The following is a 16,690-nucleotide window of genomic DNA, read 5'->3' on the forward strand; positions in this document are numbered from 1 at the left end:
GTGTTCTAAATGCAATCAATACTACGCTTCAGGACTATCACGTTTGGTCTGATGCTTTTTGCAAGCCAAACTCATGCAGATGCGCTGGTAAGCGAAGAACGGCTCTTATTGCCGATCCAGATCGACTCCCATATTGAGAAAATCGAAGCATTAATCGTCCGTCCCGTAAAGGAGGGAAAGTTCCCCATCGCACTGATTGTTAACGGCTCGGCGGCAACATCTCCGTCCGCCGCACATGCCGATTGGCTTGCTCATATCGCCCACGACTTTGCGCACCGTGGCTGGCTTGCCGCATCTATTGTATGGCCCGGCTATGGCCGCTCGACCGGAAGCTTCATGAATGAAGGGGGAACTTGCACCAATCCCAACGTGGCACGATTTCTCGATGCGCATGGCAAAGAGCTTGGCGCCGCATTGGCGGCTGTGCGTGAGCGTCCAGATGTAGATCCATCCTTGGCAGTAGGTGTTGGTATCTCTATCGGCGGAGCTTCAATGCTAGACCTCGCGGCTCAACCAAGTCACCCATTGACGGCGGTAATTAACATCTCTGGCGGCGTTTACCACTACACAAATGTGGGCTCCGCCGACTCTAATTGCTCGTTATATCAAACTGATCTTGTGCGAAACCTCACGAAATTCGGCAAAGACAACCCAACGCCAACGCTCTGGATTTACGCCGAGAATGATCCGTTTTTCAGCCCAGATCTTGTAGGTCGGATGATCGCGGGTTATCGCTCGGGGGGAGGTAACGCTGAGCTGGCGTCGCTACCCCCATTCGGTAAGGATGGGCACTCGCTCTACAAACAAGAGGCCAATACACTTTTAAAGCCTCATATCGAAGATTTTCTCAGGAGCAACCGGTTTCCTGCCATGGACGACAGCGCATTAATGCCGCTGCTTTCGAAGCTGGTCCCCGAAGACCGTGCGGGCGCTGAGGCTTATCTTCAAAGCGTTACCGAGAAAGCCATGGCAATGTCTAAGGAAAGTAGCAGCATTTATTGGTACTACGGCGCGCGCTCACTCAAGACAGCACGAAAGCAGGCACTTAGCAATTGTCGCAAGGCAACTGGCAAGCCCTGCCAGCTCGTTGCGCAAAATATGGAATTGATTGATGGCTGGCAAGATGTGGTTTCCCCATTGGGGAAATGACGAGCAGTTTGGCGTATCGACCATATCGCGCTGAGTAACCAACGCAAGCGGAGCGCGCAGGCTGGCACAGCCGAAGGCGTGAAGGATGGACGCCCGCAGGGCCGAGATACGGCGGAACGCGGGAGCTCGGTTTACGACAGCCTGGCCGCGCACAGCGGCTCGCCAACAAAGGTAAGTCAGTCAGATCTTGCGGCTCGACTAAATAGCGCCACCGTAATGGGCCGAACAAAACTTGCAGAGCAACTGCCCTCCTACAAGGCTGCCCTATCTACTCAGCCGGGCTTTTGCTACGAACGAAGCTCATTCCACGTAACGCAGCCAAAGATGCGTCCGACCGGAGATCGCCTGCGCAACTTTGGCAACACGTGCCCGTAGGTTTTCATCGCTAGTGTTGTAGAGCGTACAGAAGTCTTTGGCTACGACGTTAGCAAGGGATGTATCAGGCGGTTCAGCACGAATGAAGCCGATGTAAGAAGCACCCACGCCCATCAACTCATAGCCATGCGCTTCTGAAAAATGACGCGCAACCGAAAAGTTTTTCGCAGGATCCAGATCCGAAGTGAAATAGCCATTCGGAAAAGCCGCAAGTGCCTGGCAAGACTGCTGAACGGGTACCAGGAGAGCTGAAAGGGGCTGCTCTAGAAGAGAGATAGGGTTGTTCTGGTAACCGATCCACTCCTGCAGGGCCTGCTCATCCAGCGTCAAACCATGAGCACAAGCATCTTCAAAAGACGTGCCTGCAACCAGCCGTGTGAAATTGCGAAGGCAGATCGCGAACTCCGCTTTCGTCGTCGGATAGCCTATGTATTCACCCTGCTCGAAGCACTCTGGAGGCAAGCCCGCGATGTCCTGCTCCGATGCATCGTCCATCCCTAGGTTATTGCGCACATGGCCCGAGGTGTAGCGGGCTTGGTGCAGATCATCGAGCGAGAACAGAGGTTTAAAGCCTGGGTGCGCCTCAGCAATCTTACGACGAGCTCTGGTCAGATCTTCAAAGCTGGTAATCCCGCTCACGCCGTACTCATCGCATGTACCTATAGACGGGTTGTCACGCATGCCATTACCGCGAAATTCGATATCCATAAACTGTGGTCTGCTCCATGTCGCTATTGAATCGAATGGGTAATTCTGAGCGTTCTAAGATCATCATATGAAGATCTGCTTCCAAGCGACAATATGACTGGGTTTGACTCCCCTATCGTCAAACGGCAGCATGCGATACTCACTGTCACGTTCGCATCCTGAGGTAATGATGTTGATGTGTGGAGACCTTGATGGATTGTTGGAACGTGTTCACAACGAACAATCGTTTTTAGTCTTCATTGAAGCGCTTGGTGCTGACTTTGCCCAGGAGCGTACGTTGACTATTCCATCCTCCCCCACGGAGCTGGAGCAAGTGGCTGGGAAAACAGCACCATCGATTCGTATCTTAAAGCAGCTTCCGCTTGGGCAATCGGCAGTAACAGGTGCCCCCCCAATTCTAGCCGGATCATTAGCAATGGAAGAAGAGCGCGGTTATCCAGACATCATAGCGGAGGACTGCTGGAATGAATGGCAACGTCTACGCTCCCTGTGATTTGAATCTGTACCAATGCTCGGCAGGTGACCTTCGAGCCAGTGCAGAGAAAGAATTGGTTTGCAACGCAGATCCATCCAATAAATTGTGGAGGTAACATGATGGATAGGAAGCAGACTGTAGAGGTCAGTCAGGACATTGAAGCGTCAGTTTGGCGAACTGCTAATTGGCTGAACAAACCGAGCCTTTACCAGACCTTTACTGACGGCAGCTTGGAGATGGTTACCGACTCCCACACCGACTTCTGGCGTGAAACGCACTACGGATTCATACGCGACAGCGGACATTTCTTAGGGTTTGCAACCTTAGGAAGCTTTACGGCTCAGGTCAGAATTAACGCCGATTTTCGCGAGCTTTATGATCAAGCGGGAATTATGGTCAGGCTCAATGAGGAGACCTGGCTCAAGGCAGGGATAGAATTTAACGATGGAATGCCAATGATCAGTAGCGTGCTGACACAAGGCACGTCGGATTGGGCGCCCAGCTGCTTTTCTGGCGACCCGACCGATTTCTGGCTTCGTGTCACCGTTTCCGATGGAGTGCTGCGCTTGCAATACTCCATGGACGGCATAACCTGGCCATTGCTCAGGCTTGCACCGTTTCCAAAGGCGGAACGCTATATGGTTGGCCCTATGTGCTGCACACCGGAACGGCAAGGGTTGAGGGTAAAGTTTTCTGAATGGTCTTTGAGTCAGCCTCTCGGGCGAGACCTGCATGATTTGAGCTAGTCAATATGTCGAGCAGACAGGTCAAGCAGATGACTTGCCCGGACGGTTAAATTCGCTGGATGTTTACATATAAAATTCCGTAACGCACCATCAACAGATACAGCCGGCGCTATGCCCCACCCCACAAGTCACCTATTTTCTTATGTGAAGAAAATCAGCGATTTCCGGCCTGACGTTACTGCTGTCGTGCTTTTCGGCCTTACTCACAACCGGATTGAAAATCGCGCATCTGCGCGAAATCCACATCTGCTGACGTACCGATAAATTTCACATTTAACGTAGATGCGCGTACTTCAATTTTGATTAGGCGTTTTTACACACTCTGGGCCGTTTGTTGCCCCTCACTGTTATCGCCAGCGCAGGATTGACCCAGTTACCGAAATTTTACTGACCCAGGCTCCTACCTTGTGAACCACTACCACTCTTAGATTTTTCGCCGATTGGTGTCGGGTCAGCGTTGCATCGTAACCGTCCAGTAATCCCATCCCTTGATCCTTAGGCTGCACAGCGTTGCCCACTCAGCACTGACACACCAGAAACAAAGCAGCTGACTGAATACCTAAAAGCAGCTGCATTAACCAGGCTTTCAAGGTGAGGTTATGGTCGAGCTGCTCTGCTGCGGGTCATATGGATAAGTGCTGATCTACGACTATCCATAGAGGTTCTCTCTTCGACAGCAAAGGGCAAGAAGCCTAGTTTTGGATAAAGCAGCAAGCCTGCTGTATTTTCATTGAAGCACGAGATCTGCACCTCTGTGGCGTCATAGCGGTCGAACGCCAGAGCAGTCATCGTCTCCACGATGAAGGTCGCCACACCTTTACCTCGTGCCTCTTGGGCAACGATGACATTGCCGATACAGCAAACACCACCCGTTTCAGCCCGATAAAAGTTAGCAAAGCCGACGACGCTATTCCCGGCTTCGACAATCGTCGAGTCGAATCGTTGAGTAATAGCGTTAGACAGCTGAGCTTCAGTCAGAGGGTATTGAGCTTTCGGGAACATATAAAACAGTTCCTGAGCGTTAAGGGGAAAGCTACAGATAGTTTTGATGTCATCAGCCTTCACTGGCCTGTGTTGCAATATCATCGCGCGTCCTTGAGGTCTATGCATTCGGCATTCTAGCTCACTACTATTTGCTCAAACACCTTGCCTGGTTATCGGGGCACCCATTGATACGGCAACAGTTCCGCAATCTCACTTGCCCGCTGCGTCGGCAGGCGCGTGAGGACGTCCTTCAAATAAGCATACGGATCATGCCCGTTGAGTCGCGCAGACTGGATCAAACTCATGATCGCCGCTGCCCGTTTGCCGCTGCGCAGTGACCCTGCGAAGAGCCAGTTCTTGCGTCCAAGAGCCCATGGTCGGATCTGGTTCTCTGCCCAATTATTGTCAATGGGTACGGCGCCGTCATCGAGATAGCGCGACAGAGCCATCCAGCGTTTGAGGGTGTAATCCAAGCCGTCGTGCACGATCTGGCGCTAGGCGATCATCCAGGCATGCAGGGCATCCATCACCGGCACGGCTTTTTCTTGCCGTATTCGGCGCCGTAAATCCGGCTCCAAGTCGCGGACTTCACTCTCGATTTGTACAGTAACTGGATGTAGCGCAGGGCCTGCTAGGCAAGCTGGCTCTTGTTGGTGGCGTGCAGCTCGAAGAACTTGCGCCGTGCATGGGCCATGCAGCCGATCTCGGTGACACCGAGTTCAAAGCTGGCTTTATAGCCGCCAAAATCATCGCAGACCAGCTTACCCTTCCAGTCTTGCAGGAAGTTGCGGGCGTGTTCTCCGGCGCGGCTGGGGCTGAAGTCGTAAACGACCGCTGCCAAGTCCGAGAACTGGCTAGTGGCGTAGGCCCAGACATAGGCGCGATGGGTTTTCTTCGCGCCCGGCGTGAGCATCTGCACCGGCGTTTCATCGGCATGAATCACGTCATGCCCAAGCACCGCGTCGCGCAAGGCATCGACCAGCGGCTGCAACTGCAGGCCACAGTTGCCGACCCATTGCGCCGGAGTCGAGCGGGCGATGGCCAAACCGGCTCGACCGAAAATCGACTCCTGGCGGTAGAGCGGCAAGTGGTCAGCGAACTTGGCGATCATGACATGGGCCGGAACCGGTGCCTGAATCAGGGTTTCGCACTGATCGCAGACCCATTTTCCACGGATGTGCCGCTCAACGGTGAACACGCCCGGCGTGTAGTCGAGTTTCTCGCTGACATCCTCGCCGATACGCTTGAGAGCGCAGCCGCACTGGCAATGGCTGTTGTCCGGTTCGTGATGGATCAGAGTGCGCGGAAACTGCGGCGGCAAGGCAGTGCGTTTAGGTTTTTGCCGAACCTCGGTCGAGGCGGGAGCAAGCTTCAGCGCTTCAAGTTCGGCTTCGATGGCTGCAATGTCGGTATTGATCAGGTCATCCACCAGACTGGCTTGATCCGGGCTCAATTGCTCGCTGCGCTTGGCGAACTTGAAGCGCTTGAGCTGCGCAATCTCGTGGGTCAGCTTTTCGATAACCGTTTGGTCGCGGTGGATCTTCTGGCCCATGGTCTCGACTTTCTGATCGAGACTCTCGACGCGCTGCATCAATTGCGCCGCCAGAGCGCGCAGTTGTTTAGGGGTTAGTTGGTCGAGATTGGGGCGCGAAGTCATGCTGCCGATTTTGCCAGAGTCGGCTAAAACCGACGATAGGCTCATCGGACAATTGCACGGCCTGGGTGGTCATGGCAGACGTTATACGATGGAAATTGCGCTGCCAGGCCCGACTCTTTGCCATGGCAAACCTAGCACCAGGGCATGCAGTTGTTCGGCACCCAATTCCATCTGAGAACCGTGTCGAGAACCCGGCCAGAAGAACTTGCCTTGATGCAGGCGGCGCGCCGCCAGCCAGATACCCAACCCATCGTGCACCAGCACTTTCATGCGATTGGCGCGGCGGTTGGCAAACAGATAAGCACAGTGCGGCTGAGCCGCACCGAACACCGCCACCACCCGCGCCAGAGCGGTGTCGGTGCCGGCTCGCATGTCCATAGGTTCGGTGGCAAGCCAGATGGAGTCGATGCGGATCATCGCAACAGGTCTCGCGAAAAGTCGCGCAGGCAGCAGCGCTTTCGGTCGGCCAGTTCACTTTGACGGTGCCGCGCGGGTGTGGGATTTCGAGGCAGATAGTCGACGACGTGGCTTCCGATCTTGCCCCGATAGGTTGCAAGGGCAGCGGAATGAAAGCAGGTTGCAGCGCCATGGTTTTCGGCGTTTGCACTCGAATCCATTTATGGACGAGATTCGCGTTGAGGCTGTGGCTCAGCGCGACATTGGCAATCGAGGCACCGGGCTGGGCGCACTCTTGAATGACCTGGGCCTTGAAGGATTTAGAGTAGGAACGGCGTTGTGGCTGCATGGAAGACCCGCTTAAAAGGCTAGAAATGGTGTCCACTCAAATCAGGTGGACACCATCGCCTTTGGTGTCGGGGTCAGGAAGGTGTGTTGGCCGGACGCATACGTTGCATCGGCCATGGGGTCAATTCGGCGTCAGCGCAAACACACGTTATCCCCATTTACTTGGACGACATCAAATTTGTGGGAGTCCCGGTGGACCTCATTGGCGTCCGTTTCAAATTCGATCCGCAAGACCCCGATTAGCGCGAGAAACCCGACAAAGAGATCGTTGAAAAATTGATTGATAAGCTGACCTGATAGTCCTGCGACGAGGCCGTGGATATCACTGATAGTCGATTGGAGCCCGAGCGCTAATATCAAGACGATGACTTGGCCGAACGCTTACCGTTCCTATGCTACTGCCTAGGAACGATTCATACGCGAGAAGGCCAACCACCGAGTCAGTCGGTGCGCGCAGTGAACGTCAGCTAAGTGTCGGCTTGAGCCCTTCGCGACAATCAGAAATCGGCCATTGCAAGTCCTTCACTGTGGAAAGACAAGGATGGCTAATCAAAGTAACGGTCGCTAACCGGCGCGAACCTGACGATTCAAGTCAAAATTTACCGGATCTGGTACAGCACAGCGGCCCCTGGCTTGGGTTCGAAAGCGGGCACAGTGTGCTGCTCAAGTGGCATACCCTTGGTATCCCAAACCAAGGTGTCCGATGGGAATTCGTCCTTGCGGGTCATGACGTCGATCTGCTTGACGATCACCTCCGAGCTTGCTTGCACATCGGGGTTCCATTCGAAGACCCCCACTCTACCGTAGAACACAGCCGGCGCGTCGGCGTCAAGGCGCCGGTCGGGGCACATGACCAAACCGCGGTCAAGCATGACCCGCAACGCGCCTACAGGCACCGCCTTTACCGTGGGCGTGGTCCGCTCGGTGCTGTGACCTGGGCAGATATTGGCCGAGCGAGTAACCATATCCTCGACCACTTCACGATCGGATTGGGCCTCCGCCGAAATGGCAACAGCAGACAGCGCAAGCACGACAAGGTTTGACTTCCAGGACATGCGAAACCTCCTATGAAAAAACCAACGCTGCGGACTACCCCATATAAGAACAGTCCGTTGGCATTGGGGCATACTTGAAGACTACCACGACATTTAGTCTGTTCCACTTATGGATTGCCTGGTAAATCAGACGGTGATCACGTCTGAAGAAATCGTCCGCAGAGAGGACGTCCGCGATGAGGTCCCATGTGGAATTGTCGAGCATCAGGCCAGCAATCACGCCTTGCTCGGCCTCATGTCGACGACAGAGACAGCTGATTATCCAGATCGATGAGCAGGGTACGGATCCCTGCATCGGCGCAGAACGCGCTCAGATTGACGCCAACCGTGGTTTTACCCGGCCCGCCTTTGGTTGAAACGACCGCAGTGACTTTCATGATATTGACCTCGGAATCGTAGGATTTGAGATGCTTTCATGCAGGTCACGCTGTGCGCTTTGATCCCCCCGGAAAAATCCAAGGCAAAAAAAAGCCTGCATCGCTGCAGGCTTTTCCCTATCTGGCTCCACGACCTGGACTCGAACCAGGGACCCAATGATTAACAGTCATTTGCTAGCTGTTAGTCGCAACGGTGCCACGGAAGAACGTGGTGGAGAGATAGGGTTGCTGCATAGCGTGAGCCGCATGAACGCAGCACGCCACGAAAGTTAGTCGTGGTTGGATTGGGTTGTCAAAGCGTGGCAAAGCAATGAGGTGTAGGAAAAGGAGGCGGCGGCAGTCAGCTCATGGACCGACGCCCCCTGTGTTTCGATGGCAGAACATTCAGGTAAACACCACTCGGCCCAGCGTTAATGACGCGACTTGCAGCTTACAACTGAAAATCCCCGAGCGAGCACTTCAAACCCTGTGCCTCCATAGGCTTTCAGACTGTATTTAACGCCCTCAAGCTGATCAGCTGAGACATCCTCCATTTCAAGTTCGCTTAAGTAAAAACTTCCACACACATCAGGAACGCTTAAGCGACGAACCCCCGTAAACTCTAAAACAACTTCAAACTCCGACTACTTAGACGCATAAAGCATCTCCAGACTAAACTTGTAAGTTTCAACCGCCTCCCGTATTTTCACGCTGCAAGCTGAGCCCCTTTATTAAATTTAGATTATAAAAATCAAAATCGGAAATAATGAAAAGCTTTTCAACGCCCTCACAAACCCTTTCAACTGCCCGCCTATTTTCTCCTAGTCATCAGGACGCATATCAGGCCTGATCCCTTAGCATTCTAATATCTCTCCAAACCTGAAGAGAAGAGGAAATATTCACTTGAAAAATTGAGGTCAGCCCCTGAGGAATCCCCACAAATCTACTCCAGTCTCTGAGCTTGCCGGTGCACTTCATCGCGCAGCGATAGCTCCATATCCGCCAATTTCGAGCAGGACAATCCGATGGTGGAGCATCTCAAGTATTCGAGGCCGAGACGCCAGAGTGAGAGCACCGGTTTCTGCCTGATGCTGTTGCTCTGGAAGTGAAGTGAGCATTTTCCAGTAGAACGGCGGACGTTCATGTTGCAGCTGAACGTGACCGAGCACGCGATCCAAACGTTTGATCGAATGCTTGGTGTAAGCTCTGCTGGGCATAAATCTGCCCAGATCAGTCAGCGTCAGACGGCGCCGGTACAGCAAAGCGCTGACGCAGCTCATCAGGGCGTTCAGGCGCTTGCGGTGCAGAGTGGGGAGTGCTTGGAAAAATGCCTTGTGTAAGAATCGTACGACCTGCATGAGTCTCGGGTATTGGTTTGCCTGGCGACTACCAAACTGCCCGACTCATGCAGGCCACTCAAGATATCTAACTGACCTGCAAGAAAGTTTTGTGGGGATTCCTCAGGATCTGTCCCATTTCCCGCAAAATCAAATAATCGTGCCCCCCAATATTCTTTTATCATAGTGTAACTTTACGTCAACTACTGCTAACTCTTAAAATCAACATAAACTGACTTAATCAACGCATCAACCTCGTAATCACCAATATCTGGAACATAAAAACTCAATCCAAGTTCGCGTATCTTGAAGCCGGATGCACTAACATCAATTCGTACATTTTCTTTAATCAACAACTCACTCAAAAAAGAGTAACGCTCTCCTACAACCTTTATATTATTGAAATAAAACTCACTACCTCTCAAAAACTCGGCACCTTCCAAGCGGTCATCAGCATCATAATAGACATGAACTCGATGCACACTATAGTCTTCCGTTTCATTTCCATCATCCGCTGTTTTTTTAAAAGCAGAAAAATCACCTCCCAACACCTCGCGCACTTTTTCACGGCTCATCCCTGATTGAAGAGGACCAACACAGCCGACTGAAATAAACTTTAAGAGCATAATTTTTTACCTCTTAAAGTCGTTGGAATCCAGTTTTGATGCGTATTCAAGCATCTGCTTGATGCCCTCATCATACTTATTACCAAACTGACGCCTAATATCATCAATATCCATTTGCATAGCCTCTTTAAGCTTCCCCTGACTAAGCAGTTCTTCTTGCTTGGCTCGATAAGCTTCAGCTGGCTTTGAGCCACCGTAGCTTGAAGTTTTTTCGTGATCCGCTGGGTCCATTTTTATTGCAGGACCATCTTTTGTGCTGATGGGAGCTCCCTTGTAGCAGCTCTGAGCAGGACAATGAAGCATAGGCTGGAGATGTCTACGGTGTCGGAGGCAGTCCAGAAAGATGGTCGGCATATACATGGGTTTCTAATAACCACTCCACCGTAAGGGTTTGCTCACGCACGTAGGTAATTAAAAGTTCCGCGCTTTTGCAAGAGGTGTGACCTGATGTGGGATCGTAATCGAGCACAGAGTCGATAATGGCGCAGTGCCCTGTAGTCGGGTCACTGACAACATAGCTGTAGGTATACGTAGCGGTGTCAAAAAAAGCTTCTACATGTGGTTTCATGATGGAATTCTCTTTTCGATATACGAAGTGGAGTGCTGATCTACCAACGGGCTCTGGTAAGGAACCGTGATCAGTGCTTCGTACCTAAACCACCACGGGCACCTTCAGGCGCCCGCTAGTGTGCAACGGTTGTCGCTCAGCAACGGTTACAGGTTTTGATGCCTAGCAACGTATAGACAGGGCAAAAACGGAAAATGCCAGTGGCCAGCGGCACTAAACCTATCCAACCCCACACGCCGATCACACCGGACAGGCTGAGGCCAATGAGAAGCAGACCGGCGACAATGCGCAGGCTACGGTCAATGGTTCCAATGTTCGCTTTCATGGCGATCTCCCGATCAATGGCTGCGCTGGGTCTCCAGCGCAGTAAAGAACATGCCGGCCACCATGGCCAACATGAATACGATCACTTGCCAGCGTCCTGTCAGCAGAGTTGCCACTGCGGGGCTGGGGCCAACAGCCTCACCCAGTGGTGGTGGCTCATCCACGGTCAGAGTTGGCGCACCTTCTTCGAAGTGCAGCGTGCAGCGATAGTTTTGCTGTTGCTCCAAACGCAAATTCACACGAGTGCTGTCGTTCATGAGTCCTATCCTTCTTGACGGTAGGTTCAATCCAGTTCCGCAGTAGCGGCCCAGAAAATGGGGCAGTGCGGCGACCGAGATAAATACCATCAGAAGAACCATTGCCGCCGGATCTGGCAGTCATGGATTAGCTGAAGGCTTTTCAGGACAGCCCTTAACAGGCGGGCAAGTGCCCCGCCCACTTGATCTACTGAATAGCTTTTACCAGCAACGCCACTGCAACCCCCGCAGATACGAGGGCAAACCCTTTTTGTAAGTTTGGCCCCGACAGTTTGGCAGCGACCAAGCGCCCGCAGATCATGCCGGCTAATGCTCCAATGGAAAATGGAATGGCAACAGCCCACTGTAAGTGCCCAGCTGCCGAGCTTGCAGCAACGCCGGAAATTGAAACCAGCGCAATAACGGCCAGAGACGTTGCAAGCACTGACTGAGCGGTCAAATTGGTGTAGCGCTGGAGGGCCGGCACCATCACAAAGCCACCGCCCACGCCGAGCAAGCCAGAAAGCCCGCCGGCGACAATTCCAGAGACGGCGAGTGCCCATGCACACGGACCAGTCCAGTTAAGCTTTCCTCGGTCGACGTCCAATAGACAAGGTGGTGGTTTGGAGGTGACGGGGGGCTTGGACTCCGTGGACGGCGCGAGCGATCGTTGATAGACCCGAAACGCAACGTACATCAGCACGAAGGCGAACATGATCGTCAATGGACGGTTAGGCGTGCGCTGCGCCAGCCAAAGACCAAGTGGAGAACAGACGATCCCCGCGCCTGCAACTAAGAGCGCGGCTTTATAACGGACGGTACCGTTTTTGAGTCCCATCACGGCACCCAGGGTCGCGGCTAAACCGACAGCCAGTAAACCGATCGGCCCAGCCTCGGCCATGCTCAACCCCGCCCCAAACACCAGCAATGGAACCGCCAGTATTCCTCCGCCAGCGCCGGTCAGCGCCAGAATGACTCCAACAGTAAGCCCGAGCAGTAAGACGATGATCATCTCAGTCTCCTTGCTTTCAGGTCTGGTTTCATACGTCAGCCATCTCAGGTTTGGCCATCCATTCACGACCCTTGAGCATTCCCTTCCAGTACAGCGGTGGAAGAATTCGCTCCTTGAGCAGCCATGCCAGCCTCGATGGCCGGGTACCGTCAATCAGCCAGGATGGGAAACTGGGGGCGACCTTGCCGCCATAGGTGAACTCCGCCAGTACGATCTTGCCGCGTTCAACCGTCAGCGGGCAGGAGCCGTAACCGTCGTAATGGGCACTGCCTTTTGCTTTACCCATTGCAGCCAACACATTATGGGCAACAACGGGAGCCTGCTTGCGTGCAGCCGCTGCGGTTTTGGCATTGCTGGAGTTGGCGGCGTCTCCCAGCGCGTGAATATTTACCCAGGTTTTATGACGCAGAGTGGCAGGGTCGACATCGATCCAGCCGGTCGCATCAACAAGAGGGCTGACTCGGACAAAATCCGGCGCAATCTGCGGTGGCACAACATGAAGGAGATCGAAGTCGCGCGTAACAAGATGGGCGCTGCCATCCGGACTAACGCAGTTGAATGTTGCAGTCCGCGCGGGACCATCCACGCTGGTGAGCGTGTTGCCGAAATTCAGGTCGATACCATAAGCAGTGATGTATTCCATCAGTGCGGGCACATAGTCGGGAACTCCGAACAACACCGCGCCGGCGCTGCAAAACTCGATCTCGACGTTGTCCAATACACCGGTACGTTTCCAATGATCGGCAGAGAGGTACATTGCTTTTTGCGGCGCCCCGGCACATTTGATCGGCATGGGTGGTTGCGTGAAAATGGCTCGCCCGCCGTGAAGTTGCTGCACCAGCTCCCACGTATAAGGGGCAAGTTGGTACAGGTAGTTTGACGTCACGCCATTGCGGCCCAGGGTGTCCGACAAACCCTCGATTGCATGCCAATTGAGCTTCAGGCCAGGGCACACGATCAGTTGCTCGTATTTGACGACTCTGCATCCATCAAGAATGACGGCATTTCTCTCGGGTTCGAAAGCGGCGACCGCCGACTTGATCCAGTGCACTCCTCGGGGGATGGTCGTACCCATCGTGTGGGCAGTTTGGGGCGCATCGAAGACACCACTGCCGACAAGTGTCCAGCCTGGCTGGTAGTAGTGCACATCTGCCGGGTCGATTATGGCAACGTCGAGTCGAGGATCTCGCGCCAGTAAACTGGATGCGGTCGCGATACCCGCCGCACCGCCCCCGATGATGACCACGGTATGCTGCGCCTCAGCCACTTCGACCGGTGTGCGCCCCTGATTCGCAATCCGGCGAATGACGCCTTTCATATCAAACCCGGCTTTTTTAGCTGTCTCGACGATATGTGGCAGGGGGTGTTGGCCCGCTTGTGACAGTGCCCACATCGTTGTCGAGCGCATGCCGGAACGGCAATAGGCCAACACCGGTTTTGGAAGCGTTTCAAGCAGCTTGCCGAAGGCAATACCTTGCTCGTCGGTTACTTTTCCTGATTCAGCGGGAAGGTAGTGCGCCTCAATACCGATCGCTTGGGCCGTACGTTTTATTTCGGCAAATAAGGGCTGATCGCCGCCTTCGCCATCGGGACGGTTACACACTATGGCGCGAAAACCGGCTTCTTTTAGTTCAGCTAATTGGTTGGGAAAAATCTGTTCTGATACCGACAGTCCAGGCGCAAGGCAGCGAATGTCCATAAAGGTCTCCGTTATGGATATTTTTCTTATAGGTTTTTTAGGGGAGGCAACGTCAGGCGACGTCGAGTGGGATTTTCAGGTAGCGCGTCCCGTTCGCTTCAGGCTCAGGCAAGTGCCCGGCTCGCATGTTGACCTGCACCGATGGCAGGATCAGCGTTGGCATGTCCATCGATGCATCACGCTTTGTACGCATCGCCACAAACTCCTCCTCACTGATCCCATTACGCACATGAACGTTGTGCGCGCGTTGGTCTGCAACGGTACTGACGAACTGCACCTCGCGGCCATCTGGCTGGTAGTCGTGGCACATGTACAGCAAGGTATTGGCCGGCAGACTCAATACCTTGTTGATTGACTGGAACAACGTACGCGCATCGCCACCGGGAAAATCACAGCGTGCGGTACCGTAGTCCGGCATAAACAAGGTATCGCCGACGAATGCAGCCGTTTCGGCCCCATTGCTGATCACATAAGTCATACAGGCTGGTGTGTGGCCCGGTGTATGGAGCGCGTGGCATTGCAGCGTGCCAATGGCGAACAGTTCGTCATTAACGAACAGGTGATCGAACTGGCTTCCATCGCGGGCCATGTCACGACCTGTATTGAACAGAGTGCCGAACACCTCTTGCACCGTCGAAATCTGGCTGCCGATCCCTATTTTTCCACCGAGCTTTTCCTTCAGGTATGGCGCTGCCGTCAGGTGGTCTGCGTGGACGTGAGTCTCAAGAATCCAGTCGACCTTCGCATTGAGTTCGTTCACCCTCGCAATCAACTTGTCGGCAGACGTTGTGGCGGTGTGGCCGGATTTAGGGTCATAGTCAAGTACGCTGTCCACTAAAGCGCAGTGGTTGGTCGCTTCATCCAGCACGAGGTAGCTGACGGTATTGGTAGCAGAATCGAAGAATCCTTCGACGTGAAGTTTTACGCTCATGACCTGTCTCCTTAGGGGGCTTCTCTCGAGCCGCTCACACTAAGGACTGACATAGCAATAAACCTGCCAAGGCCGCGCCGTGCGAAAAATAGTGGTTATCTTGTTGATTTTAATAGCTTTCATATTTTTACTAGGAAATTTGTTTTTTTAAAACTCTGAAATTCGCTGCCATTGGCAGTGCCTGTTGACAGAGCTGGCAGTGCCACAACAGGATGGTGGATTCTCAGGAGCCACCATGAAGACCATCCTGCCCGCCCCGGACAACTCACTCCCACACCCGGATCAAGTGCAGTCGCTTGTTTCGTTTCTTGAGCACGAACCCCAGCCGATGATCGTGCTCGATCCGGAGTACAACATCCTCGCTGCCAACACTGCCTATCAGCGCCAGTTTGGCAGCGCTGACAAATCCTTTATCGGTCATAAGTGCTATCAAATCTCACACCATTACGACGTCCCATGTGATCAGGCGGGTGAGAATTGTCCGATGAAAAAGGCGCAGGAATTGCGCGGGCCGGATCGTGTTTTGCACATTCACCACACGCCTCGGGGGCCTGAGCATGTCGACGTCGAATTGCGGCCGATCCTAGACGAGCACGGAGTAATTACTGCGTATGTGGAGCGTCTCACACTGGTCCGAAGCGCCTCAGCGCGCCCCAGCAACGAAGGGCTGGTGGGCTGTTCACCAGCGTTTAACCTCGCCCTGTCTGAGCTGCAGCGGGTCGCACCATCAATGCTGCCGGTACTGCTGTTAGGCGAGTCAGGTACGGGCAAAGAGTTGTTCGCTCGCGCGGTACATGAAACCAGCGAGCGGGCCACTGGACCCTTTGTAGTCGTAGATTGCTCAGGATTGACCGAAACGTTGTTTGAGAGCGAGCTGTTCGGCCATGAAAAAGGAGCATTCACCGGTGCGACCACGCGCAAACCTGGTTTGGTCGAAACGGCCCAGGGCGGCACGTTGTTCCTTGATGAGATTGGCGATGTTCCACTGGCAATGCAGGTGAAACTGTTGCGCCTGATCGAATCGGGCACCTATCGCCGTGTCGGCAGTGTCGAGACCCTTCACGCCAACTTCAGGTTAATTGCTGCGACCCACAAACCACTGGAAAAAATGATGGAGAGAGGTGAGTTCAGGCAGGACCTGTACTACCGCATCAGCGCTTTTCCAATTCTGTTACCCCCCTTGCGTAACCGAGTTGAAGACATTGGTTTGCTCGTGAATTCGTTTTTACAACGTGCCGGTATAGGCAAGCGCCGGCTGACGATAGATGCGGATGCTCTGACACAATTGCAGCGGCTTTCCTGGCCCGGCAATATCCGTGAGTTACGCAATGTTCTAGAAAGAGCCAGTCTGTTCGCTGACGATGGAGTGATCCGCTCCATACATTTACCCCAGCCCAGCGTCGTGATACCTCCTCAGCCTTCGACGTCCCCTCCTTTAGACGGCAGCACGCTGGTACACGCACTCGCGACGTTTAAAGGTTCCCGCCGCGAGCTGGCCAAGCAAATGGGGATTAGCGAGCGTACGTTGTACAGACGACTGAAAGAACAAGGGTTGGCCTAGTCGCTAGCGCTCACACCCCACGACTGCCAATGACTGCCACTCTGGCAGATTGGCAGCGTATTAACCTGCCATGGCATCCACTGCCTTGGCGGATTCACTAATAAGTTACTGTTATTAAACGATAAACATAACAAAGCCTCCCTTGGC

16 protein-coding genes and 6 pseudogenes are annotated in these 16,690 nt (G+C 53.6%); 5 read left to right on the forward strand and 17 right to left on the reverse strand.

The features are described from left to right. Window positions 1-9: 9 nt before the first annotated feature. The gene (locus HDC32_RS07495; RefSeq protein ID WP_131699854.1) at window positions 10-1,149 is read left to right on the forward strand and encodes a hypothetical protein; all 1,140 of its coding nucleotides are present in this window, start codon (window positions 10-12) and stop codon (window positions 1,147-1,149) included. Between the two features lie 300 nt (window positions 1,150-1,449). On the opposite strand, the gene HDC32_RS07500 is transcribed toward HDC32_RS07495, so the two are convergent. Continuing rightward, window positions 1,450-2,232, reverse strand: coding sequence for a DUF4253 domain-containing protein (locus HDC32_RS07500; protein ID WP_260403582.1), 783 nt, complete (start codon window positions 2,230-2,232; stop codon window positions 1,450-1,452). Between the two features lie 175 nt (window positions 2,233-2,407). On the opposite strand from HDC32_RS07500, the gene HDC32_RS07505 reads away from it, so the two are divergent. Together HDC32_RS07505 and HDC32_RS07510 are read left to right on the forward strand one after the other, a co-directional pair. Beyond that, complete coding sequence (locus HDC32_RS07505) at window positions 2,408-2,725, forward strand: hypothetical protein (protein WP_184744172.1); 318 nt, start codon at window positions 2,408-2,410, stop codon at window positions 2,723-2,725. Between the two features lie 101 nt (window positions 2,726-2,826). Next, on the forward strand, window positions 2,827-3,453 hold the full coding sequence (locus HDC32_RS07510) for a DUF1349 domain-containing protein (RefSeq protein WP_167656446.1): 627 nt from the start codon (window positions 2,827-2,829) through the stop codon (window positions 3,451-3,453). Window positions 3,454-4,050: 597 nt separating this feature from the next. On the opposite strand, the gene HDC32_RS07515 is transcribed toward HDC32_RS07510, so the two are convergent. The 8 genes and pseudogenes from HDC32_RS07515 to HDC32_RS32415 form a co-directional block, all read right to left on the reverse strand. Continuing rightward, entirely contained in the window at window positions 4,051-4,539 is a 489-nt protein-coding gene (locus HDC32_RS07515; RefSeq protein ID WP_184743273.1) for a GNAT family N-acetyltransferase, read from the reverse strand. 68 nt (window positions 4,540-4,607) lie between these two features. Next, a pseudogene (gene tnpC, locus HDC32_RS07520) lies at window positions 4,608-6,094 on the reverse strand (IS66 family transposase). 81 nt (window positions 6,095-6,175) lie between these two features. Further along, window positions 6,176-6,511, reverse strand: a complete 336-nt coding sequence (gene tnpB, locus HDC32_RS07525; protein ID WP_184743276.1) for an IS66 family insertion sequence element accessory protein TnpB — start codon at window positions 6,509-6,511, stop codon at window positions 6,176-6,178. Window positions 6,512-6,587: 76 nt separating this feature from the next. After that, window positions 6,588-6,839, reverse strand: a pseudogene (gene tnpA / locus HDC32_RS32410) (IS66-like element accessory protein TnpA); the annotation flags it as partial. 598 nt (window positions 6,840-7,437) lie between these two features. Then, on the reverse strand, window positions 7,438-7,893 hold the full coding sequence (locus HDC32_RS07535; protein ID WP_131699855.1) for a hypothetical protein: 456 nt from the start codon (window positions 7,891-7,893) through the stop codon (window positions 7,438-7,440). A 112-nt stretch (window positions 7,894-8,005) separates the two neighbouring features. After that, window positions 8,006-8,188, reverse strand: a pseudogene (locus HDC32_RS07540) (DnaB-like helicase N-terminal domain-containing protein); the annotation flags it as partial. Beyond that, window positions 8,133-8,270: pseudogene (locus HDC32_RS07545) on the reverse strand (ParA family protein); the annotation flags it as partial. The pseudogenes HDC32_RS07545 and HDC32_RS07540, both read right to left, overlap by 56 nt. Before the next feature lie 922 nt (window positions 8,271-9,192). Continuing rightward, a pseudogene (locus HDC32_RS32415) lies at window positions 9,193-9,357 on the reverse strand (IS4 family transposase); the annotation flags it as partial. A gap of 34 nt (window positions 9,358-9,391) precedes the next feature. Here HDC32_RS32415 and HDC32_RS32420 point away from each other — a divergent pair. Further along, window positions 9,392-9,589 (forward strand): hypothetical protein, encoded by a 198-nt coding sequence (locus HDC32_RS32420; protein WP_409438466.1) that lies wholly within the window; start codon window positions 9,392-9,394, stop codon window positions 9,587-9,589. Between the two features lie 206 nt (window positions 9,590-9,795). Here HDC32_RS32420 and HDC32_RS07555 read toward each other — a convergent pair whose 3' ends face one another. From HDC32_RS07555 to HDC32_RS07590, 8 genes and pseudogenes are all read right to left on the reverse strand, one after another. Next, complete coding sequence (locus tag HDC32_RS07555; protein ID WP_184743281.1) at window positions 9,796-10,212, reverse strand: hypothetical protein; 417 nt, start codon at window positions 10,210-10,212, stop codon at window positions 9,796-9,798. A 6-nt stretch (window positions 10,213-10,218) separates the two neighbouring features. Then, window positions 10,219-10,443, reverse strand: a complete 225-nt coding sequence (locus HDC32_RS07560; protein ID WP_184743283.1) for a hypothetical protein — start codon at window positions 10,441-10,443, stop codon at window positions 10,219-10,221. Between the two features lie 97 nt (window positions 10,444-10,540). Next, window positions 10,541-10,780: pseudogene (locus HDC32_RS07565) on the reverse strand (MBL fold metallo-hydrolase); the annotation flags it as partial. 136 nt (window positions 10,781-10,916) lie between these two features. Beyond that, window positions 10,917-11,105, reverse strand: coding sequence for a DUF2892 domain-containing protein (locus tag HDC32_RS07570; RefSeq protein WP_047229595.1), 189 nt, complete (start codon window positions 11,103-11,105; stop codon window positions 10,917-10,919). Window positions 11,106-11,118: 13 nt separating this feature from the next. Continuing rightward, window positions 11,119-11,361, reverse strand: a complete 243-nt coding sequence (locus HDC32_RS32425) for a hypothetical protein (RefSeq protein ID WP_409438465.1) — start codon at window positions 11,359-11,361, stop codon at window positions 11,119-11,121. A 187-nt stretch (window positions 11,362-11,548) separates the two neighbouring features. Next, window positions 11,549-12,352: a sulfite exporter TauE/SafE family protein gene (locus HDC32_RS07580; protein ID WP_167656412.1), complete on the reverse strand. Its 804-nt coding sequence runs from the start codon at window positions 12,350-12,352 to the stop codon at window positions 11,549-11,551. Window positions 12,353-12,380: 28 nt separating this feature from the next. Further along, complete coding sequence (locus tag HDC32_RS07585) at window positions 12,381-14,051, reverse strand: bifunctional protein tyrosine phosphatase family protein/NAD(P)/FAD-dependent oxidoreductase (RefSeq protein ID WP_184743286.1); 1,671 nt, start codon at window positions 14,049-14,051, stop codon at window positions 12,381-12,383. Window positions 14,052-14,103: 52 nt separating this feature from the next. After that, window positions 14,104-14,982: an MBL fold metallo-hydrolase gene (locus HDC32_RS07590; protein ID WP_145336445.1), complete on the reverse strand. Its 879-nt coding sequence runs from the start codon at window positions 14,980-14,982 to the stop codon at window positions 14,104-14,106. A 235-nt stretch (window positions 14,983-15,217) separates the two neighbouring features. On the opposite strand from HDC32_RS07590, the gene HDC32_RS07595 reads away from it, so the two are divergent. Beyond that, window positions 15,218-16,543, forward strand: a complete 1,326-nt coding sequence (locus HDC32_RS07595) for a sigma-54-dependent Fis family transcriptional regulator (protein ID WP_145336447.1) — start codon at window positions 15,218-15,220, stop codon at window positions 16,541-16,543. Window positions 16,544-16,690: the final 147 nt, after the last annotated feature.

The sequence above is a fragment of the Pseudomonas sp. JAI120 genome (genome assembly GCF_014207255.1).
GTDB lineage: Bacteria > Pseudomonadota > Gammaproteobacteria > Pseudomonadales > Pseudomonadaceae > Aquipseudomonas.